The sequence below is a fragment of the Candidatus Planktophila versatilis genome (genome assembly GCF_002288105.1).
GTDB classification, from domain to species: Bacteria; Actinomycetota; Actinomycetes; order Nanopelagicales; family Nanopelagicaceae; genus Planktophila; species Planktophila versatilis.
Window position 1 is genome coordinate 813,058 of the sequence record NZ_CP016774.1, and the last position, 19,140, is coordinate 832,197.

At 49.1% G+C, this 19,140-nt stretch carries 21 protein-coding genes and 1 pseudogene; 4 read left to right on the plus strand and 18 right to left on the minus strand.

Going from position 1 to position 19,140, the window contains the following annotated elements; translation table 11 throughout:
• Positions 1–2: 2 nt before the first annotated feature.
• A complete protein-coding gene (gene recG, locus A1sIA79_RS04150; RefSeq protein WP_095674960.1) occupies positions 3–2,168 on the minus strand; it encodes an ATP-dependent DNA helicase RecG in 2,166 nt (721 codons plus the stop codon).
• 151 nt (positions 2,169–2,319) lie between these two features.
• On the opposite strand from recG, the gene rpmB reads away from it, so the two are divergent.
• The gene (gene rpmB / locus A1sIA79_RS04155) at positions 2,320–2,505 is read left to right on the plus strand and encodes a 50S ribosomal protein L28 (RefSeq protein ID WP_095674961.1); all 186 of its coding nucleotides are present in this window, start codon (positions 2,320–2,322) and stop codon (positions 2,503–2,505) included.
• Between the two features lie 6 nt (positions 2,506–2,511).
• Here the strand turns inward: rpmB and A1sIA79_RS04160 are convergent, their stop codons facing one another.
• A complete protein-coding gene (locus A1sIA79_RS04160; protein WP_095674962.1) occupies positions 2,512–3,426 on the minus strand; it encodes a thiamine-phosphate kinase in 915 nt (304 codons plus the stop codon).
• Between the two features lie 53 nt (positions 3,427–3,479).
• Between A1sIA79_RS04160 and A1sIA79_RS04165 the strand changes: the two genes are divergently transcribed.
• The gene (locus A1sIA79_RS04165) at positions 3,480–3,713 is read left to right on the plus strand and encodes an Lrp/AsnC family transcriptional regulator (protein ID WP_095674963.1); all 234 of its coding nucleotides are present in this window, start codon (positions 3,480–3,482) and stop codon (positions 3,711–3,713) included.
• On the opposite strand, the gene A1sIA79_RS04170 is transcribed toward A1sIA79_RS04165, so the two are convergent.
• From A1sIA79_RS04170 to leuC, 6 genes are all read right to left on the minus strand, one after another.
• The gene (locus A1sIA79_RS04170; protein ID WP_095674964.1) at positions 3,710–4,777 is read right to left on the minus strand and encodes a D-alanine--D-alanine ligase family protein; all 1,068 of its coding nucleotides are present in this window, start codon (positions 4,775–4,777) and stop codon (positions 3,710–3,712) included. The two genes, A1sIA79_RS04165 and A1sIA79_RS04170, sit on opposite strands and share 4 nt — an antisense overlap.
• On the minus strand, positions 4,774–5,775 hold the full coding sequence (locus A1sIA79_RS04175) for an NAD(P)H-dependent glycerol-3-phosphate dehydrogenase (RefSeq protein WP_095674965.1): 1,002 nt from the start codon (positions 5,773–5,775) through the stop codon (positions 4,774–4,776). Before A1sIA79_RS04175 ends, A1sIA79_RS04170 begins: the two co-directional genes overlap by 4 nt.
• Entirely contained in the window at positions 5,772–6,551 is a 780-nt protein-coding gene (locus A1sIA79_RS04180) for a lysophospholipid acyltransferase family protein (RefSeq protein WP_095674966.1), read from the minus strand. Before A1sIA79_RS04180 ends, A1sIA79_RS04175 begins: the two co-directional genes overlap by 4 nt.
• A 75-nt stretch (positions 6,552–6,626) precedes the next feature.
• Positions 6,627–7,076, minus strand: coding sequence for an HU family DNA-binding protein (locus A1sIA79_RS06980; RefSeq protein ID WP_095674967.1), 450 nt, complete (start codon positions 7,074–7,076; stop codon positions 6,627–6,629).
• A 245-nt stretch (positions 7,077–7,321) separates the two neighbouring features.
• Complete coding sequence (gene leuD, locus A1sIA79_RS04190; RefSeq protein WP_095674968.1) at positions 7,322–7,921, minus strand: 3-isopropylmalate dehydratase small subunit; 600 nt, start codon at positions 7,919–7,921, stop codon at positions 7,322–7,324.
• A 14-nt stretch (positions 7,922–7,935) separates the two neighbouring features.
• Entirely contained in the window at positions 7,936–9,327 is a 1,392-nt protein-coding gene (leuC, locus tag A1sIA79_RS04195) for a 3-isopropylmalate dehydratase large subunit (RefSeq protein ID WP_095674969.1), read from the minus strand.
• A 70-nt stretch (positions 9,328–9,397) separates the two neighbouring features.
• Between leuC and A1sIA79_RS04200 the strand changes: the two genes are divergently transcribed.
• Positions 9,398–10,117: an IclR family transcriptional regulator gene (locus A1sIA79_RS04200; protein WP_095674970.1), complete on the plus strand. Its 720-nt coding sequence runs from the start codon at positions 9,398–9,400 to the stop codon at positions 10,115–10,117.
• On the opposite strand, the gene A1sIA79_RS04205 is transcribed toward A1sIA79_RS04200, so the two are convergent.
• Both A1sIA79_RS04205 and recA read right to left on the minus strand, forming a co-directional pair.
• The gene (locus A1sIA79_RS04205; RefSeq protein WP_420022520.1) at positions 10,118–10,624 is read right to left on the minus strand and encodes a regulatory protein RecX; all 507 of its coding nucleotides are present in this window, start codon (positions 10,622–10,624) and stop codon (positions 10,118–10,120) included.
• A complete protein-coding gene (gene recA, locus A1sIA79_RS04210; RefSeq protein WP_095674972.1) occupies positions 10,624–11,703 on the minus strand; it encodes a recombinase RecA in 1,080 nt (359 codons plus the stop codon). Before recA ends, A1sIA79_RS04205 begins: the two co-directional genes overlap by 1 nt.
• A 201-nt stretch (positions 11,704–11,904) precedes the next feature.
• On the opposite strand from recA, the gene yaaA reads away from it, so the two are divergent.
• Entirely contained in the window at positions 11,905–12,459 is a 555-nt protein-coding gene (gene yaaA, locus A1sIA79_RS04215) for a peroxide stress protein YaaA (RefSeq protein WP_095674973.1), read from the plus strand.
• Between the two features lie 3 nt (positions 12,460–12,462).
• Here the strand turns inward: yaaA and A1sIA79_RS04220 are convergent, their stop codons facing one another.
• From A1sIA79_RS04220 to A1sIA79_RS04255, 8 genes and pseudogenes are all read right to left on the minus strand, one after another.
• Positions 12,463–12,663 (minus strand): DUF3046 domain-containing protein, encoded by a 201-nt coding sequence (locus A1sIA79_RS04220; RefSeq protein WP_095674974.1) that lies wholly within the window; start codon positions 12,661–12,663, stop codon positions 12,463–12,465.
• Between the two features lie 11 nt (positions 12,664–12,674).
• Complete coding sequence (locus A1sIA79_RS04225; RefSeq protein ID WP_223298323.1) at positions 12,675–13,202, minus strand: TetR/AcrR family transcriptional regulator; 528 nt, start codon at positions 13,200–13,202, stop codon at positions 12,675–12,677.
• A 60-nt stretch (positions 13,203–13,262) separates the two neighbouring features.
• Positions 13,263–13,452, minus strand: a pseudogene (locus tag A1sIA79_RS04230) (helix-turn-helix domain-containing protein); the annotation flags it as partial.
• Between the two features lie 30 nt (positions 13,453–13,482).
• On the minus strand, positions 13,483–13,956 hold the full coding sequence (locus A1sIA79_RS04235) for a CinA family protein (protein WP_095674977.1): 474 nt from the start codon (positions 13,954–13,956) through the stop codon (positions 13,483–13,485).
• Positions 13,957–14,517 carry a CDP-diacylglycerol--glycerol-3-phosphate 3-phosphatidyltransferase gene (pgsA, locus tag A1sIA79_RS04240; RefSeq protein ID WP_095674978.1) on the minus strand — a complete coding sequence of 187 codons (561 nt, stop codon included), beginning with the start codon at positions 14,515–14,517 and terminating at the stop codon, positions 13,957–13,959. It lies immediately after the preceding gene.
• Complete coding sequence (gene rimO, locus A1sIA79_RS04245; protein ID WP_095674979.1) at positions 14,514–15,896, minus strand: 30S ribosomal protein S12 methylthiotransferase RimO; 1,383 nt, start codon at positions 15,894–15,896, stop codon at positions 14,514–14,516. Before rimO ends, pgsA begins: the two co-directional genes overlap by 4 nt.
• A gap of 38 nt (positions 15,897–15,934) precedes the next feature.
• Complete coding sequence (locus tag A1sIA79_RS04250) at positions 15,935–16,666, minus strand: helix-turn-helix domain-containing protein (RefSeq protein ID WP_095674980.1); 732 nt, start codon at positions 16,664–16,666, stop codon at positions 15,935–15,937.
• A 124-nt stretch (positions 16,667–16,790) separates the two neighbouring features.
• Positions 16,791–19,112 (minus strand): FtsK/SpoIIIE family DNA translocase, encoded by a 2,322-nt coding sequence (locus tag A1sIA79_RS04255; protein ID WP_190277034.1) that lies wholly within the window; start codon positions 19,110–19,112, stop codon positions 16,791–16,793.
• Positions 19,113–19,140: the final 28 nt, after the last annotated feature.

Sequence of the window (19,140 nt, forward strand, 5' to 3'; positions counted from 1 at the left end):
AGTTAAGCCTTATCTATAAATTCAGCAGCGGCATCTGCTTGTATCTGGGCAAGTTCAGCTTCAAGAAGTGGATACTCCTTGATATCTCCATCGAGAATTCTAGATGCATCTTCACGGGCCTGCTCAATCATTGATTCATCCCGCAAAACGCGCAGTAATCGCAGATGTGATCGTGAGCCAGATTGACTGGCACCTAATACATCTCCTTCACGTCTTTGCTCTAAGTCAATGCGCGAAAGTTCAAAGCCGTCGGTAGTGCCCGCTACCGCTTCTAACCGCTCACGTGCTGGAGTTTGCGCAAGTGCTGATGTCACAAGCAGACATAGTCCAGGTGAAGTGCCTCGACCCACGCGACCACGCAATTGGTGGAGTTGTGAAACACCGAATCGATCGGCATCCATGATGACCATCACCGTGGCATTGGGAATATCCACACCTACTTCAATAACAGTCGTTGAAATTAGAACATCAATTTCTTTATTGCTAAATGCTTTCATGGTGGCATCTTTAAGTTCGGAGGCCTGCTTTCCATGCAAGGGCGCAACACTAAGTCCTTGTAGGGCACCCCCGGAAAGAAGTGGGCCGAGGTCTTCTACTGATGCCAATGTGGATGAACTTTCTCCCATCAGAAAATCAATATCCGCATCCTCTGATGTGCCGGCTGCGATGCGAGGTGCGACAACGTAGGCCTGATGCCCTTGTGATACTTCTTCGCGAATTCGCTCCCACGCACGTTCCAGGAAGCCAGGTTTTTCTAAGACTGGCACAACATGCGTTGTAATTGGCTGTCGTCCAAGTGGAAGTTCGCGCAGAGTTGATACATCGAGATCTCCGAATACCGTCATGGCAACTGTGCGTGGAATTGGTGTTGCAGTCATGACCAATAAATGTGGTGGCGTAACTGCTTTGCCTTTAAGCGCATCGCGTTGTTCAACACCAAAACGGTGCTGTTCATCGACCACAATTAAACCTAGATCTTTAAACTCAACGCTTTGCCCAAGAAGTGCATGAGTGCCAATCACAATTCCGGCCGCACCTGATGCTGCCTGCGCCAGCGCCTCTTTGCGCGATGCCGCACTCTGTGATCCGGTAATCAGCGTGACATGAGTTGCTTTCTCTGACCCACCTAACATTCCGCCATGGGCTAGAGGACCAAGTAGGGTCTGAATGGTGCGCAGATGTTGCGCAGCTAAGACTTCAGTGGGTGCAAGCAGCGCCGCCTGTCCCCCGTTATCAATGACAGTCAGCATTGCGCGCAGCGCAACAATTGTCTTTCCTGAACCTACTTCACCTTGCAGCAGTCGGTTCATCGGATGCGGCTGCGCTAAATCATTCTCAATCTCTGCCGAAACCGCGCGCTGTCCCGCGGTAAGTTCGAAGGGCAGAGCTGAATCAAATTCTTTTAGGAGTCCATCTGCTGTGACTGCTCGGGCTACCGCATCAAGACCTTTAAGTTCTTTCCGTCGTGCAAGTAGTAACAATTGAAGTAAGAACGCTTCATCGTAGGTGAGTCGCTCTCGTGCCTTCTCTGCGCTATCGAGATCTGCCGGATTGTGTAGTTGTACCAGAGCTTGATGGAGCGTTGGGTATCCATACTTTTCGCGTATTAATTCGGGAAGGAAATCAGGAACGTCATCGAGTGCGCCTATTGCTAATTCAATACATTGAGCAATTTTCCAAGACGGCATCTTTGAACTTGCTGGATACATAGGCAGGTACTTGCCTGCAAAACCTTCCACCGCAGCATCAACGTCATTGCCATCGGCAATCAACTCATAATCTGGATGAGCAAGCTGACGTTTGCCGTTAAAGACTCCCACCTTGCCGGCAAAGAGTCCTTGCTTACCAATCTTTAAATCTTTCTCACGCCATGCTTGGTTAAAGAAGGTGAGCGATAACTTCGCACTTCCATCAGTAACAATGACTTCAAGAATGTTGCCTTTTCTTCCCTGCAGTCGCCGGCTACTGGCGCTAAATACTTCAGCCAGAATAGTTACCTCATCGCCCTCATTAAGCTCAGAAATATCTGAAAGTTCCCCGCGCACTAAATAGCGACGCGGGTAGTGATGAAGTAAATCCCCAACCGTGAGATAGCCGTATAAATCTCGCAATACCTTTGTTGTGCGATCACCCAATACTCCAACTAGTTTCGAGTCCAGGGTTGCCATGGCGACATTCTCTCGCCTCGGTTGCAATCCGCCTTGATTTAAGAGCGTGTGCTTTGAGCATAAATTTCACCGGATTCGCCCAAAGCCGCCCCTCTTGCTACCCTTACGCCCTGTTCGATTACGAGCGTTTAATCTAGAAGGAGAACCACCCATGGCATCTTCATGCGACATCTGTGGCAAGGGACCAAGCTTTGGCAATAACGTTTCACACTCACAGGTGAAGACACGTCGCCGTTGGAATCCAAATATTCAGCGCGTAAAGACTTTAGTAGGCGGATCATCAAAGCGTCAGAACGTTTGCACTTCATGCCTTAAGGCAGGCAAAGTCACCCGTTAAATTCTTTTAATTGAAATGGCTCCAGGAAACTGGGGCCTTTTTCATTTCTATCCCCGAAATTCCAGAACCTGACATAACTCTTCCTACGCGTACTCCGGGTAAGTCTTTACCGGTTGCAAGAAATACATGATCTTCTCCCCCACCTAAGACCCAATCCCACACATCACAGCTGCTATCAATTGCTAGTTTTTGTAGCTCTGCAAACTCTTCTATCTCTTGAAAGAACTCAGTCTCAAAGTGCAGGCACACACCTGATGCCGCAGCCAATTGCTGGGCCTGAATCAGAAGTGAATCACTGATGTCACAAAGTGCGCTTGCCTGAGAAAAATCCAATTCGTAATCAAGTGTGGGAGCAGAAAATTCTGAAATCGCTTTTGTGGCAATTGCTCCTGCAGGTGGCTTCTCTTTCGAGAGCAGTGCAAGACCTGCAGCAGACCAGCCAGTAAGTGAGGAGATAAAGATGTCATCACCAGCGCGGGCGCCACTGCGAAGTATGGGCGCATCACTGCGACCCACTGCTGTCATAGCAATCGTTATCACCGATGAGCGAGCAATATCTCCACCCGCAATCAATGCTCCCGCACGATCTGCCTCAGCTTTCATGCCACGAGCAAGTTGTTCAATCCAAGTTAAATCCTCGGTGCCCGTAAGGGTCACTGCAGCAACTAGGTAATCACAGGTAGCACCCATAGCCAGAACGTCGGCAACATTAGCTGCGGTAATTTTGCGCCCGATATCAAAGGGTGATGACCAGTCGGTTCGAAAATGCACCCCTGCAACAGCAACGTCGGTTGTGATCACTTGACGCTCTGCGCCCTGAACGAGAGCAGCGTCATCGCCAATTCCAACAAGCAGACGGGGGTCAGTGGTTGCAAAAACTTCCTTAAGTACGGAGATCACATCCGCTTCACTAAACCCCATAGCCATAAGCCTATGACATGAGATAACGTTAGGGCGAAGCGAAAGGAACTCAAATGTCTATACAGGCTTATATCTTGATTCAAACTGAGGTAGGCAAGGCCTCATCCGTTGCTAATGCCATCAAGTTAATCCCAGGAGTTTCACTCGCTGAAGGCGTTACTGGTCCATACGATGTCATCATGCGCGCAGAGTCGCCATCGATGGAAGATTTTGGACGCGCAATTCTCTCGAAGGTGCAAGCGGTTCCAGGTATTACTCGCACACTTACTTGTCCAGTAACTAATTAATTACCCAGCACCCCATTGGTGCGCTTTTGCGCGCCCTCTAACAAATGCGTAATAACTTCGGAATATCCGATTCCCGTTGCAGCCCACATCTTTGGAAATACTGAAGTGGCGGTAAATCCAGGCATCGTATTGAGCTCATTAATAATCACTTCACCTTTTTCGCTCAGGAAGAAATCAACTCTGGCAAGGCCAGAACAGCCAAGTCCTAAAAATGCTTTGATTGCAGAGTTACGGATTCTTTCTGCGATTGCGCTATCTATAGGTGCTGGAAGTTCTATCGAGGTTGCACCATCTAAGTACTTTGCTTCAAAGTCATAGAACTCAAATCTAGAATCGATATGAATCATTCCGGCAACCGAGGCTTGCGGAGCACCATCAATTTCTAGGACAGCGCATTCAATCTCAGAGCCAACTATCGCCTTTTCCACCATTGCTTTCGAGTCAAAGCGGTGGGCTTCGGCAACTGCAGCTGGTAACTGGTCGGCGCTCTTTACCTTTGTTGTCCCGCGCGAAGATCCACCACGTGCCGGCTTAACAAATACTGGATAACCCAGACCTGCAATCTCTTTCGTAATAGCAGCCGCGCTAGATTTCCAGGCACCTTCTTTAACGACTATTCCCGGAACAGTTGCAATGTCGTGGGAAGCAAATATTGGCTTGGCAAATGATTTATCCATCGCCACAGCCGATGCAAGAACTCCAGAACCCACATATGGCATATCTGCCATCTCAAGCAGTCCTTGAATAGTTCCATCCTCACCATATGGACCGTGCAAAAGCGGAAAAACGATATCTATCTTCAAATCTTTTCCACCGCTAGAAAATCCGGCAACATCGACAACAACTGCTGGAGCGTTCTGTGGAACAGATGGAAGAACGCCATTAACGATTGCCATGGTGTGATCTTCTGGAATCAAAACCCATGAGCCTTCTTTGGTAATTCCAATCAGAATGGGTTCATAGGCTGTGCGATTAATGGCGGCAAGGACTCCCCCGGCGGAGATACAAGAAATTTCATGCTCGCTACTACGTCCACCACAAATGATTGCTACGCGTTGTGTCATCGGATGAAGTTTTCAGCCTTGGTGGTTATCTCCATCAATCTTTGTAACGCTGCTTCTGGAGTGAGTTTTTCACTCACAATGTCAGCTACTGCTTCAATTACGGGAACTTCGATACCCACGCGATGGGCAATTTCAAGTACGGCACTCGATGATGCAACGCCTTCGACAGTTTTCACCATCTGTGCGCGGGCAGCGCTCATAGAACCTGTGCGACCAATGACTTCACCAAATGTTCTATTGCGCGAAAGTGGCGAGCCGCAACTGGCAACAAGATCTCCCATGCCCGCTAAGCCGGCGGCAGACAATGGATCAGAGCCGTGGGCTGCACATAATCGTGCGACTTCATTTAGCCCGCGGGTAATTAACATCGCTTGGGTATTTTCGCCAAAGCCCATGCCAATCGATAGCCCAACCGCTAGTGCGATAACACTCTTAATGGCGCCAGCAAGTTCGCAGCCCATGACATCAGTTGATGTATAGACACGATAATAGGGAGTGCGAAATAACTCTCTAATCTGATCAGCTAGCACTTGCGACGTTGCCGCAGCAACAGCGCCGGCGGGCTGACGAAGCACAAGTTCATCGGCCAAGTTAGGTCCGGTAATGATTGCAATCTTATGTGCGCCAAGAACGTCTTCAATAACCTCGGTCATACGCATTTGAGTGGCTATTTCAATTCCTTTGAGGGTACTCACAATGGTGCAGTCCGATGGAAAGCGAGCCTTCCAATCTTCCAGCGTTGCCCGGATTTCTTGAGCAGGTATGGCCAGCACATACATCTGCGAGAACGCGAATGCATCATCCAGACTGGTAGTCGCAATGATGTCATCGGGCAGTATGTGGCTACCCAAATACTTCACATTGGTATGAGCGGTGGAGATTTCTGAGATGACAGATTCACTGCGACCCCAAAGGAGTACTTCATTTCCCGCATCACTTAAGACCTGCGCCATGGTTGAACCCCAGGCGCCGGCACCGAAAACAGTTACTTTGCTCATGCTCTCTTCTTCTTAAAGTTACCTATCCGTGGAAGATCTGATGTGTGCGGGTCAAAGATTACTTCAGGTCGCTTCTCACCACGAATATCCTCGAGCAGGACGGTAATTTCTCGCATGATTTTAGCTGTTGCTTCAATCAGCGCCTGGGGGTCCTCGTGCTTTCCTTTCCAAGGCGAGAGATCGACCGGCTTGCCAGCTCTGATGATGATTGTCTTGCGCGGAAAGAGTTTTACTCGCTTGGTGTAATTCGGAACGACAAGTTGAGATCCCCACTGCGCAATCGGGATGACGGGCGTATCTGTTTCTAGCGCAAGTCGCGCGCACCCCGTCTTGGCAATCATGGGCCACATCTGCCCATCTCGGGTAAGAGTTCCTTCCGGATAAACACCGAGCATATGTCCGGACTCCAGCAGAATCTTTGCATGATCGACTGCATTCTTAGCATCGATAGTTTCTCGCTCCACCGGAATCTGACCAGATGCTAAAAGAATCTTGCCAACCACAGGAACTCGAAAAACCCCAACCTTGCCAAGATATCGAGGGGCTCTGCCATTTCGAAAAAGAAAGTGCGTGAAGACTAGGACATCGAGATAAGACATGTGATTGCTTGCGACGATGACTCTGCCATCAGCCGGAATATTCTGCGCACCCTTCCAATCTCGACTCATGAAGAGATTGAAAATTGGGATCAAAATAGCTGCAAAAACTTTGTATGTGAGATTTGTGCCAAGGGGATAACCGCGTGGCGGTTCATAAGAAAGCTTGAACTCTGCCATGTTCGCTATGGTAACGGGGAAAGCAAGAAGGAGCCTTGCTTTCGCAAGACTCCTTCTTGTGAAAAGTGTTAAGAATTAACGTCTCTTAACTGCCTTCTTTGCCGGCTTGCGCTTTGCAGGAGCCTTCTTAGCAACCTTCTTCTTAGCTGCTGGCTTCTTCTTAGCAACCTTCTTCTTAGCTACAGCTTTCTTCGCTGCTGCCTTAGGTGCTGCCTTAACTTCTGGCTTAGGAGCTGGACCAAGTTTGCGATCTCCAGCAATAATTTCCTTGAGTGCCTTTGCAGGAAGGAAACGTGCCTTCTTTGACGCCTTGATCTTGATTGTCTCGCCGGTGAATGGGTTACGACCCATACGTGCCTTGCGATCAACCTTCTTGAACTTACCGAAATCGTTGATCATGACGTCGTTTCCGGCTGACATGTTACGAACGATTGTGTCAAAAACTACATCTACAGCGTGTGCTGCATCTTTCTTGCTGCCGTTGAAGTGTGGGGCCAACGCAGCGATGAACTGGGCCTTATTCATTCAGTTTCCCCTTAATGAGAAGTTTTACGCTTAAATAATTAAGCTTTTGCCTAACTGCGTAAAACATAAACCTATTCATGGGGTGAGAGCGTTATTAACGCGCGCGTGTCGCAACGAATTATTTCCCTAAAAATTGCTTATTTGTGCGTAAAAAACTCTCATTCTTTAATTGAGGGTTTTACACATCCCACTCACCCCTTGGAAAAAAGCATTACTACACGCTCATTTTCACACGTGAAGTGGGTTTAAATCCGTATGGGTAGCGTCTTTGGCTTATATGCCGGGCGCTTTGCTTCAAAAGCGTCGATGGAATCAGTGTGCTTCAACGTTAATCCGATGTCATCTAGCCCCTCCATGAGGCGCCAGCGGGTGTAATCATCGAGTTCAAAGCTCACTGTGATGGCGTTATAGGAAACTGTGCGCGCCTCAAGGTCGACGGTAATTGCAGTGGTTGGCTCGCTCTCGATGGCATCCCAGAGAGCGTCAACGACCGCCTGTGGAACTATGACGGTCAATAATCCGCCTTTGAGGGAGTTGTTTCGGAAGATATCTGCAAAGCGGCTAGAGATCACTACCTTGAAGCCGTAATTCTGCAAAGCCCACACTGCATGCTCGCGTGAGGATCCAGTTCCAAACTCTGGCCCGGCCACAAGCACGGTGCCGCTCTTGAACTCTTGCTTATTAAGTACAAATTCAGGATCTGAGCGCCAAGCTGAGAAGAGACCATCTTCGAAGCCACTACGTGTCACACGCTTTAAATAGACAGCCGGGATGATCTGATCGGTATCAACATTGCTGCGACGTAGCGGAACTCCGGTTCCAGTGTGCTTAATAAACTTATCCATTTTCTTAGCCTCTCTTACAAATCTGCCGGTGATGAAAGTGTGCCGCGAATAGCTGTTGCGGCAGCAACTAATGGGCTGACCAGGTGAGTACGTCCACCTTTTCCTTGTCGCCCTTCAAAGTTTCGATTAGATGTAGATGCCGAACGTTCTCCAACGGCAAGTTGATCTGGGTTCATGCCAAGGCACATGGAGCATCCAGCATTACGCCATTCAGCGCCGGCATCGGTGAAGACTTTATCTAGCCCCTCCGTCATTGCTTGCTGACGTACTCGTTCAGAGCCAGGAACTACCAGCATGCGTAGCGTGGTTGCAATCTTCTTGCCTTCCAAAATTGAAGCAGCAGCGCGTAGATCTTCGATCCTGCCATTGGTGCAAGAGCCCAAGAAAACAGTGTCAATAGCTATCTTCTTCAGTGGTGTTCCAGCCACGAGTCCCATGTATTGCAGAGCGCGTTCGGCAGCTCCACGCTCTTCGGCATCTTTGATTTCTGCCGGGTTTGGTACTGATGCATTCAGCGGTAGCCCTTGTCCTGGGTTAGTACCCCATGTAACAAATGGTTCTAGCTCATCTGCATTGATTGTGATTTCAACATCGAACTTGGCATCAGCATCGGTAAACAAGCTCTGCCAATACTTCTGAGCGCTCTCGAAGTCCTCCGGTGCATGTGGCTTTCCCTTAATGTAATCAAATGTCTTCTGATCTGGTGCGATTAGCCCCGCACGCGCTCCGGCTTCAATGGACATGTTGCAGACCGTCATGCGGCCTTCCATAGACAGTGCTCGGATTGCAGAACCGCGGTATTCAATGATGTATCCCTGGCCGCCGCCGGTACCAATCTGGGCAATAATTGCAAGAATAATATCTTTCGCACTCACGCCAGCTTTGAGTGTTCCCTCGACATTGATAGCCATTGTCTTTGGTCGACGTGATGGCAGCGTCTGTGTTGCAAGAACGTGTTCTACCTCTGAGGTACCAATACCAAATGCGATTGCGCCAAATGCACCATGGGTGGAAGTATGTGAATCTCCACAAACAATAGTCATGCCTGGCTGGGTAATTCCAAGCTGCGGGCCAACAACGTGAACTACACCTTGGTCGGCATCTCCCAGTGAGTGAAGACGGACACCAAATTCTTTCGCATTGCTGCGCAAAGTATCGATCTGCAACTTTGAAACCGGATCAGCAATCGGCTTGAGAATATCTAGCGTTGGCGTGTTGTGATCTTCGGTTGCAATTGTCAGATCGGCACGACGAACTGGCCGACCCGCAAGACGCAGACCATCGAAAGCTTGTGGACTTGTTACTTCATGAATCAGATGCAGATCGATATAGAGCAGATCAGGTTCACCTTCTGCGCTCCGAACGATATGGTCATCCCAAATCTTCTCCGCGAGTGTTTTACCCATAATCTCTGGTGCTCCTCATCTTTGCGTTCACTCAATTGCGTCTCACAGAATGGGATGCTAATATCACTCTGTGGATAAGAAGAATAGCGGAGTCGGCGTCTTAGATAAAGCCGTATACATCCTGGCCACGCTGGAATCAGGGCCTCACTCCTTGGCTGAACTCGTAGCCGCCACTGGAATTGCCCGTCCGACAGCTCATAGGCTCGCCGTTGCCCTGGAATTTCATCATCTTGTATCTCGCGATCTCAATGGTCGCTTCATTATCGGGCCTCGTTCAGGTGAATTAGCAGCTGCAGCCGGTGAAGATCGCTTGATTGCAGTGGCAACTCCGGCACTTGCCGCCCTGCGCGATGCCACCGGAGAATCTGCCCAACTTTATCGTCGCCAAGGAGATATTCGAATCTGTGTTGCGGTAGCAGAGCGTTTATCTGGTCTTCGTGACTCTGTGCCAATCGGTGCATCACTAACTATGCAGGCAGGATCTGCGGCGCAAATATTAATGGCGTGGGAAGATTCAGAGAAGATTCATCGCGGGCTTAAAAATGCTAGATACACAGCAGCACATCTAGCTGCAGATCGCAGACGCGGTTGGGCACAATCTGTTGGCGAACGTGAAGCCGGCGTTGCATCTGTCTCCGCCCCCGTGCGCGGACCAAACGGAAAAGTTATTGCAGCTGTCTCCATTAGCGGCCCCATTGAAAGACTGGGCCGCCAGCCTGGCCGAGTACATGCCGCTGCAGTTGTGGCAACGGCCGAACGGCTAAGCGAACATCTGAAATCAGGTAAGTAGTTAGTTATTAAGTAAATCGAGTTCTTTGAGTACTCGAGAAATAATGTTGAAGTTAAAGCCTTTACGGGCTAAGAGCGATTGAATGCGGCGGACCTGCACATCAGGTGCTAGCCGAGACATAGTGTTGTATTTCTTAAAGCCAAGTTCAAAAGCTGATCGATATTCAGATTCGTCATCGATGCCATCAAGTGCCTCATCAATCTGCTCTTGGGTGACGCCTTTTTGACGAAGCTCCCCCGCAATGATGCGCTTTGAAATCTTCTTATGCTCATGTCGCGAGGTGGCCCAGGCAAGGGCGAATTCGCGATCATTCACTAGGCCGCTTTCTTGCAGACGAAAGATGACAGCATGCGCCACATCATCTTCTACGCCACGGGTTTTAAGATGAGCGAGAAGCTCGCCCTTACTTTTTGCTCGAGTCACAAGTGCGTTAAGCGCAATTGCGTGAGCTACTTCGTAAGGGTCAGAGCCCTCACCTCTCTCAACCTTTGCAAATTGCAGTGAAATTAGAAATCAACCTCTGCTGCAGCTTCATCGATTTCAGCAATGAGCGCTGCATCGACTTCTACGGGCACGAAGCTGGCACGAATCTTTGACTCTATCTCGTTGGCTAGATCTGGGTTATTGATAAGGAATGCACGTGAATTCTCTTTACCTTGACCTAGTTGATCTGCCTCGTATGTGTACCAAGCACCAGACTTCTTCACGATTCCGAGCTCTACGCCCATGTCAATGATTGATCCTTCGCGTGAGATTCCCACACCGTAGATGATGTCAAACTCTGCTTGCTTAAATGGTGGAGCCATCTTGTTCTTCACCACTTTAACGCGAGTACGGTTACCGACAGATTCTGTTCCTTCTTTAAGCGTTTCAATACGGCGGATATCAAGGCGAACTGAAGCGTAGAACTTAAGTGCCTTTCCACCTGTTGTTGTCTCAGGTGAACCGAAGAAGACACCGATTTTTTCGCGAAGCTGATTGATAAAGATTGCAGTGGTCTTTGATTGATGCAGTGCGCCAGTAATCTTTCGCAGCGCTTGTGACATCAGGCGTGCCTGCAAGCCCATATGGGAATCGCCCATCTCGCCTTCAATTTCAGCACGTGGTACCAGGGCTGCAACCGAGTCAACAACTACGAGATCAAGTGCTCCGGAACGAATGAGCATGTCCATGATTTCAAGTGCTTGCTCGCCAGTATCTGGCTGTGAGACAAGGAGCGCATCGATATCAACGCCAAGCTTCTTTGCATACTCAGCATCGAATGCGTGCTCAGCATCGATAAATGCGCAGATGCCGCCAGCTTTCTGGGCATTTGCGATTGCGTGCAAGGTAAGAGTTGTCTTACCGGAAGATTCTGGTCCATAAATTTCAACGATACGACCGCGTGGTAGTCCACCAATTCCGAGTGCGATATCTAGCGCGATCGAACCAGTTGGAATCACTTCGATTACCTGTGCTTGTCGATCTGACATCTTCATTACTGAGCCTTTACCAAATTGACGTTCGATTTGGGCAAGTGCGGTATCTAACGCCTTTTGACGGTCAGATGATTTGTTATCTTCAGGCTTTGATTTTTCAGCAGCCACTGTCTTCTCCTTATATCTCGAACGTTGGCGAGCGCCACCGTTGGTAGTTGGCCCAGAAGGTACGGAATTCTCTGCTACGGCCCGTGGCGTTATAGAGACGCTGTGGGCGAAGGCTGAGCACCGCTCTGGTTGTGCAGGGAAACTATATCCGAACATCTGTTCGAACTGTATTACCAGCCACTGACAAGTAGGGTGTGTCGCATGTTGATCCTGCTTCCCCCGTCCGAAAAGAAGCTTGCGACCACTAAACCCACCCCCGCAATCTCGGTCTATACCGGGGTCCTCTATCAGGCACTGGATTGGCCCACGCTCACACCCGCGGCCAAGAAGCGCGGTGAATCGGTAATCGCCATTATCTCCGCCAAATACGGGGCTATTGGGCCAAGTGATCACATTGAGAGCTACAAGGCCAAGATTGATAACAAGTTGATGCGGCCCAGTGTTGGCGCAGCCCTTGATTCCCGCGAGCGCCAGCTCATTATCGACTGCCGCTCCTCGACCTATAAGAGCGTATGGACAGCTCCACCTGAAATCACGGTGGAGGTAAAGGTTTCAACGGTGGTTAACGGCGTGCGCACGGTGGTGACTCATATGTCTAAAAAGACCCGCGGTGAAATCACGCGCTGGCTGCTGCAATCTCGCGCTACGCCGCAGACTCCGGAAGATCTCTATGCCATCGTCTCTGAGAAATATCCCTGCGCCTTAACACCGGCTGCGGGTCAGCAGCCCTGGGTCTTAGAAGTCATCGCCGTTTAGGGCTTAATACCGGTACTTCTGGGTTTCATTCGGACATTGCTTACACACTGCCCGCCAAATTTCATCGGCTTCCCGTCCGGCAGCTAGTGCTTCATTGACTGTCATAGATGCAAGCTCGCTGATGGCAATATCGTGTGCGAAAGATGGCGCCCAGGATTCACCGAATGAGAGCGTTAAGCGTTCCCGCAGATCTGAAATGCGCATAGCTAAATCTCTTAAAACAATGTGCGATCGACGAGTAACTCTGCCTGCTCACGTGATTGTTTCGGAGTTATTGGTTGCATTACCTGTCCAAGCAGCCAGCGCATGGCAACTCCGGTGCCCGCCTCAGATTTGATTGCCCCATAGATGCATTGCGCAAGGGTGAGATAGAGCGGATTTTCTGAATGAGACATGATTGCGATCAGCATCTGCCCATCGTGTGTTCTCATGGAAGCAAGTGCGGTATCGGCTGAGACTTCACGCGACAAGGTTTCTAGCGCATCGGCTGGGGTGCCAGCGCGCTCGGCCAACTCAACAAGTCGTTCTACTTCGGCAGTTAAGAGGGCAAGTAATACCGCGCTCTTATCTCGGTAGTGGTTATATAAAGTGGCGCGAGATACTTCAGATGCATCGGCAATTTCAATCATGGAAACGTTAGAGATGCCAAACTGGGAAATTAGTTTCTTTGTTCCTTCGAGGATTGCACTCTCGGTACGGCGGTGTATCCCGCCTTGCAATAGGTACTTAGGCTGCGTCGACAACGGAGAGCTTTGCACTTTCACGAGATGCGAGTTCGTGAGTTACCCCGGTCATGACCGAAGAGAGAGTCAGGCCGAGCGCTTCGCAGATTGCATTGAGAAGTTCAGAAGAAGCTTCTTTCTGTCCGCGCTCTACTTCCGACAGATAACCGAGTGAAACGCGTGCTTCCCGCGCGACATCGCGAAGGGTGCGAGATTGATTTGTGCGAGCGTTACGAAGTGTGTGACCCACTGCTTGGCGAAGTAGAACCATGGCAACGCTCCTTTCGAATCTCGTGAGGTACTAAGCGCTAAGGATACGCGCAAAGGTACCGATTGCGCTGGATATAGCGCCTTGGCGCACGCCATCGCGCCCGCCATCCAGGGTAAGCGTCAGGCTTTGATTGATAGGGCCACGAATTGCGATCCAGACTGTTCCTTCGCGCACCCCTTGATAATCCCCGGGGCCGGCTACGCCCGTCGTTGAAATCGCCCAGGTAGTTGCAAACTTATTCTTTGCACCCTCTGCCATTTCAATCGCTACTTCTTCACTGACAACTTTGTATTGATCGATGACTGATTGCCCAACACCAAGTTCGTGCACCTTGACATCAGTTGTGTAGGAAATGATGCCACCAAGAAAAACCGCAGATGCCCCCGGCACTTGGGTAAGTGCGAAACCAAGTCCCCCACCAGTCAGAGATTCAGCAACGGCAAGTGTCTGACCACGGGAAGTTAAGGTTTCAATAATTGATTGCGCTGGAGATTGTGTGGCCATCTATTTAACCTTGCCTTTGCCCGCACTTGTGCGCCAGGCGTTGATGTATTCATAGGCACTGGTGAGTGTCAAAATGATTGCCACTGAGATAAATGCGAACTTAAACCAATCAAGGGAAGCTGGCAGTGGCAGCACGAAGAAGCCCACACCGAAACCCTGGAAGAAAGTCTTTAACTTTCCGCCCTTGCTGGCAGGAATTACACCATCTCGAATGACAAGTAAACGAAATATTGTGATTCCGATTTCACGGGTGAGGATAAGTATCGTCATCCACCACGGAAAGCGGCCAAGGATGGAGAGTGAAATCATCGCCGAGCCAATCAGTGCTTTATCGGCTACTGGATCGAGAAAGGTGCCAAGGGCTGTGATGCGATTCGATTGCCGCGCCCACTTTCCATCAACAAAATCTGTGAGTCCTAAGAAGAAGAATATGGTCCAGGCAATTATTTGATTGCCAGCGTTATCTCCCCCATCAAGAAAGAGAAAGTAGACACCCACCGGAATAAAAAGAATTCGAGTAACTGTCAGCCAATTCGGTGTGATGAATGAAGGAATTCTCATTGTGCCTGCGCCACCAAATCTGCGCCCATCGATTCAATAATCACCGCATCGACATACTCACCGACAGCAAATGAGGTGCCAATAAATGATGTTGTGCCATCTACTTCAGGCCCTTGATGAGCCGCGCGTCCTTCTTGTAGTTCGGCATCTTCAATGAGAACCCGCACATGTTCACCGATGCGAGCTTGTGCGCGCACTGAGACCATTTCATCAGCTAGTGAAGACAGTGACTCTACTCTTTGGCGAATTACTTCATCGGCGACCTTATCCAAAAGATCTATCGCCTCCGTATTATCCTCATCGGAATATCCGAATACTCCCACTGCATCTAGCTTTGCTTCCGTTATAAATTCAGCTAAATCGTTGTAATCGGCTTCGGTCTCACCGGGAAAACCAACGATGAAATTTGATCTGATTCCGGCCTCGGGTGAGAGTGCGCGGATTTGCGTGATCAGGTGTAGGAATTTTTCTGAATCACCAAAACGGCGCATCCGACGTAACACTGTAGGGCTGGTATGTTGGAAAGAGAGATCAAAATACGGCGCAACTTTTTCGGTCTCAATCATCGCTTGCAGCAGTGATGGTCGCATTTCGGCAGGCTGCAGGTAAGAAAGACGAACTCGCTCAACTCTAGGGATTTCGGCAAATTCATGAAGGATCTTCTCCATCAACTTGATATCACCGAGGTCCTTGCCATAACTCGTGGTGTTCTCACTGACCAGAAAGAGTTCACTCACGCCATTATTGGCAAGCCATGTGGCTTCTTGCAGAATCTCAGTCGGCCTACGTGAGATAAATGAGCCTCTGAAATATGGAATTGCACAGAAGGAGCAACGACGATCGCAGCCTGAAGCAATCTTTAGTGGCGCCCAGGGTGCATCTCCTAGCCGCTTACGAAAGAGGGAACCACCAGCGCCGACTGACGATGCAAAACTTTCATCACGCGCAGCTGCGCGTTCAACTGGTGCGATGGGAAGTAGTGCGCGACGATCGCGTGGAACGTGTGGCGTATGTGCATTACCGCTAATAATTGATTGCAAGCGTTCTGAGATATCTTGATAATCATCGAAACCTAGAATTGCATCTGCCTCCGGAAGCGCCTCGGCCAGCTCTTTTCCATAGCGTTCTGCCATGCAACCCACGGCTACAACTACCTTTGTGGTGCCATGACCTTTAAGTGAGTTCGCGGCATAGAGGGCATCGATTGAATCCTTCTTCGCTGATTCAATAAAACCGCAGGTATTAACAACTGCGACCTCTGCAGATTCAACGTCTGCGACCAGGGTCCAGCCATCGGCGGCTAATCTGCCAGCGAGTTCTTCTGAGTCAACATCGTTACGGGCGCACCCCATAGTGACAATAGCTACGGTGCGAGACATGAAGGTGATGTTACAGGGTTATCGGTAAGAAATCTTAATTAGCGAAAGGTGCGACGGATTTCCTGATTCTGTCCGCCGAGCGGGCTCAATAATTTTCCATTATGTGTCACATCTACACCTGCCGGATTACTCAGGTAAATGCTGACCGAGGTGGCACCAGTGTAACTCTTGGTTTCACCTTGAAATATTGAACCTTTAATAACACTCTTGCCATCAACGACCACATTGATAAATGAATTACCTCGCGTGGCTTCTAGTACTAGTGAGACAGATCCGGTTGAAGGCGATGCTGAGGTGGAAACGGTAGGTGCCGGTGTTGGCGTGGCCTCTGGTGTGACTGAGGCAACCGGTGATGGTTTAGCAACAACTTCAGGAGTTGTTACCGAGGATTGATTTGATACTACGATCTGAATAGAACCCGCGACAACCAAGATGGCAACAGAGATAAGCGCCGGTAACTTCCAAGATATTTTTCTGGCCTCACGAGGGATTGTTCCAACATTGTTATCAAGGAGCTGATCGTGAATACCTCTATGTTCTGATGAGTGCTCAGCGTTGTACATCTCGACAAAATAATCTGCGGCTAAACCAAGTCGAAGAGCGATATTTTTAAGGTGTCCTCTTGCGTAGGTGTCGCCACCACAATGTGAAAAATCATTGAGCTCCATTTGCGAGATTAATCCGGCTCGCACACTAATCAGCGCGGCTAACTGATCTTTAGAAATGCCAGCAGCCTCGCGTTGATCGCGTAGTTCGCTGCCTGTGCTCATGAAGGTCCCTCATTAAATGTATTGAGAAGAAGGCAATTGTAATAACTAACTACCCCGGTTGAGAACAGATCTGGGTGGTGAAGATAAGTCTCACCCACAAAAACCACACCAAATTTACCTGCTGTTAATAGTCGCGAAGCGTGGCAAGCACAGAGTCAATCTCATCTTGTTTAACTAAGACGGTTCTGGCCTTGGAGCCTTCAGAGGGTCCTACGATTCCCCTAGATTCCATCAGATCCATCAATCGTCCAGCCTTTGCAAATCCCACTCGCAACTTTCGCTGCAACATAGAAGTTGAACCAAATTGAGTGCTTACTACTAACTCAACAGCTTGAATCAGTATCTCTAAATCATCGCCAATTTCTTTATCAATATTCTTATTTACCTGCGCTACCTGTGTAACGTCATCACGATAACGTGGTGAAAGTTGTTTCTTAACATGGGTTGTCACCGCTTCAATTTCACGCTCTGAAACATAAGCACCTTGAATTCTTATCGCACGACTTGCACCCATTGGGATAAACAGTGCATCACCTTGGCCAATCAATTTTTCAGCTCCAGGACTATCGAGAATAACTCGACTATCGGCGAGTGATGATGTTGCAAAAGATAGACGTGAAGGAACGTTGGCCTTAATAAGACCGGTGACGACATCCACACTTGGGCGTTGTGTAGCTAGCACTAAGTGGATGCCTGCAGATCTTGCCAACTGTGTAATTCGCACTACCGATTCTTCTACTTCGCGAGCAGCGACCATCATGAGGTCTGCTAACTCATCGATGATGACAAGTAAGTACGGGTAGGGCTCAACGATGCGATCTGATCCCGGAGGAGTCACAACTTTTCCAGCACGAACAGCCTTATTGAAATCATCAATATGTCTAAAGCCAAAAGTTGCAAGATCTTCATAACGAAGATCCATTTCACGCACAACCCAGGTGAGCGCGTCCGCTGCCTTCTTCGGATTGGTAATGATTGGAGTAATCAGATGTGGAATACCTTCATAGGCGGTGAGTTCCACGCGCTTTGGATCAATTAAAATCAGGCGCACATCATCAGGTGTAGCACGCATCAAAATCGAGGTGATCATGGCGTTAATCATGGAAGATTTACCCGCACCCGTTGCACCAGCTACTAATAAGTGAGGCATTTTCGCAAGGTTTGCACAGACAAAATTACCTTCAACATCCTTGCCAAGTGCAACCAGCATTGGGTGGTGATCTTGACCGGCAACGCTAGAGCGCATGACATCACCGAGGGCGACAATTTCACGATCAGCGTTAGGAATTTCAATACCTACCGCAGATTTACCCGGAATCGGGGAAAGAATTCGCACTTCGTTGCTTGCAACAGCATAGGAAATATTCTTCGATAAAGCGGTAATTCGTTCGACTTTAACCGCATTCCCCAGCTCAACTTCATAGCGCGTCACAGTCGGCCCACGCATAAAGCCTGTTACCTCAGCATCAATTTCAAATTGTTTAAATACTTCAGTCAGTGAGGCCACAACAACTTCATTAGCTTTGCTCTTCGCCTTTGCAGCAGGTCCTAACTTGAGCAGATCATGTGAAGGCAGCTCATATTTAATATCACTGGTGAGCAAGAGTTGCTCAGGACGTCTATCACTTTTCGGAGCCTCTTTAAGTTGTGCTTCCAACGGAGCTCTGGGAATCTCAACGGTGAACTCTTCATCGAACTCTTCTTCATCAATCTCATCTTCATCCTGATTCCAGGCGACCACAGGAGATTCAAAAGGTGGCGTATCTGAAATCTCAAACTCATCCTTGCTCCGTGATGGCTTTTTAGACCAGAGCCAGATGAAGATGACTTTGAGTTTAATTCCCACCTTTGAAATTGGGGTGGCAGTGATAATGAGAAGCCCAAAGAGAAAGATTGCAATCAGAACTGGATAAGCAAGCAGTGATGTCATCAGAGCAACCAACGGCAACGCTACCCAGTACCCAAGTAAGCCACCGCCTTCTCTGATTGCAGTAGCACCCGTTGCATTAACTGCCCCAAGTGAACCGTTGAGCAGGTGTGCTAAACCTGTTGTGCTCACTAATAGCGTGAGCGTTCCAATAGTGATTCGGCCAGTGACGTGAGCATCGTCAGGTTTTCTAAAGAGTCGCACTGCAAAGTAGAGCAGGACTAGCGGTGCTAAAACACCGATGCGACCAAATGCCCCGTAGAAAAATGAATAGAGATTGCGCCCCACATAGTTATCTGCCTGAAACCAAGTTCCAGCAAATGCTGCCAGTGAAGTTAAAAGAACAAGGAGTGCTGCGCCATCTCGATGATGTGCCGGATCTAAATCTCGCGCACCGCGAGCAACGAATCGAACTGATGCACCTAAAAATTTAGCAAGGTAGTGCCAGAGTATGGCTAAGCCGCGACCAATGGAGCCCAGTGCTGAGCGTGCGGATGTGCTTTTCTTTTTCTTAGCCACACATTCAATCTTAGGTGGAGAGTTTTTT

Excerpts from the sequence above, each read along its gene's own strand:
- recG (WP_095674960.1), bottom strand. The coding sequence starts at position 2,168 with ATGGCAACCCTGGACTCGAAACTAGTTGGAGTATTGGGTGATCGCACA.
- rpmB (WP_095674961.1), top strand. The coding sequence starts at position 2,320 with ATGGCATCTTCATGCGACATCTGTGGCAAGGGACCAAGCTTTGGCAAT.
- A1sIA79_RS04160 (WP_095674962.1), bottom strand. The coding sequence starts at position 3,426 with ATGGGGTTTAGTGAAGCGGATGTGATCTCCGTACTTAAGGAAGTTTTT.
- A1sIA79_RS04165 (WP_095674963.1), top strand. The coding sequence starts at position 3,480 with ATGTCTATACAGGCTTATATCTTGATTCAAACTGAGGTAGGCAAGGCC.
- A1sIA79_RS04170 (WP_095674964.1), bottom strand. The coding sequence starts at position 4,777 with ATGACACAACGCGTAGCAATCATTTGTGGTGGACGTAGTAGCGAGCAT.
- A1sIA79_RS04175 (WP_095674965.1), bottom strand. The coding sequence starts at position 5,775 with ATGAGCAAAGTAACTGTTTTCGGTGCCGGCGCCTGGGGTTCAACCATG.
- A1sIA79_RS04180 (WP_095674966.1), bottom strand. The coding sequence starts at position 6,551 with ATGGCAGAGTTCAAGCTTTCTTATGAACCGCCACGCGGTTATCCCCTT.
- A1sIA79_RS06980 (WP_095674967.1), bottom strand. The coding sequence starts at position 7,076 with ATGAATAAGGCCCAGTTCATCGCTGCGTTGGCCCCACACTTCAACGGC.
- leuD (WP_095674968.1), bottom strand. The coding sequence starts at position 7,921 with ATGGATAAGTTTATTAAGCACACTGGAACCGGAGTTCCGCTACGTCGC.
- leuC (WP_095674969.1), bottom strand. The coding sequence starts at position 9,327 with ATGGGTAAAACACTCGCGGAGAAGATTTGGGATGACCATATCGTTCGG.
- yaaA (WP_095674973.1), top strand. The coding sequence starts at position 11,905 with ATGTTGATCCTGCTTCCCCCGTCCGAAAAGAAGCTTGCGACCACTAAA.
- A1sIA79_RS04220 (WP_095674974.1), bottom strand. The coding sequence starts at position 12,663 with ATGCGCATTTCAGATCTGCGGGAACGCTTAACGCTCTCATTCGGTGAA.
- A1sIA79_RS04235 (WP_095674977.1), bottom strand. The coding sequence starts at position 13,956 with ATGGCCACACAATCTCCAGCGCAATCAATTATTGAAACCTTAACTTCC.
- pgsA (WP_095674978.1), bottom strand. The coding sequence starts at position 14,517 with ATGAGAATTCCTTCATTCATCACACCGAATTGGCTGACAGTTACTCGA.
- rimO (WP_095674979.1), bottom strand. The coding sequence starts at position 15,896 with ATGTCTCGCACCGTAGCTATTGTCACTATGGGGTGCGCCCGTAACGAT.
- A1sIA79_RS04250 (WP_095674980.1), bottom strand. The coding sequence starts at position 16,666 with ATGAGCACAGGCAGCGAACTACGCGATCAACGCGAGGCTGCTGGCATT.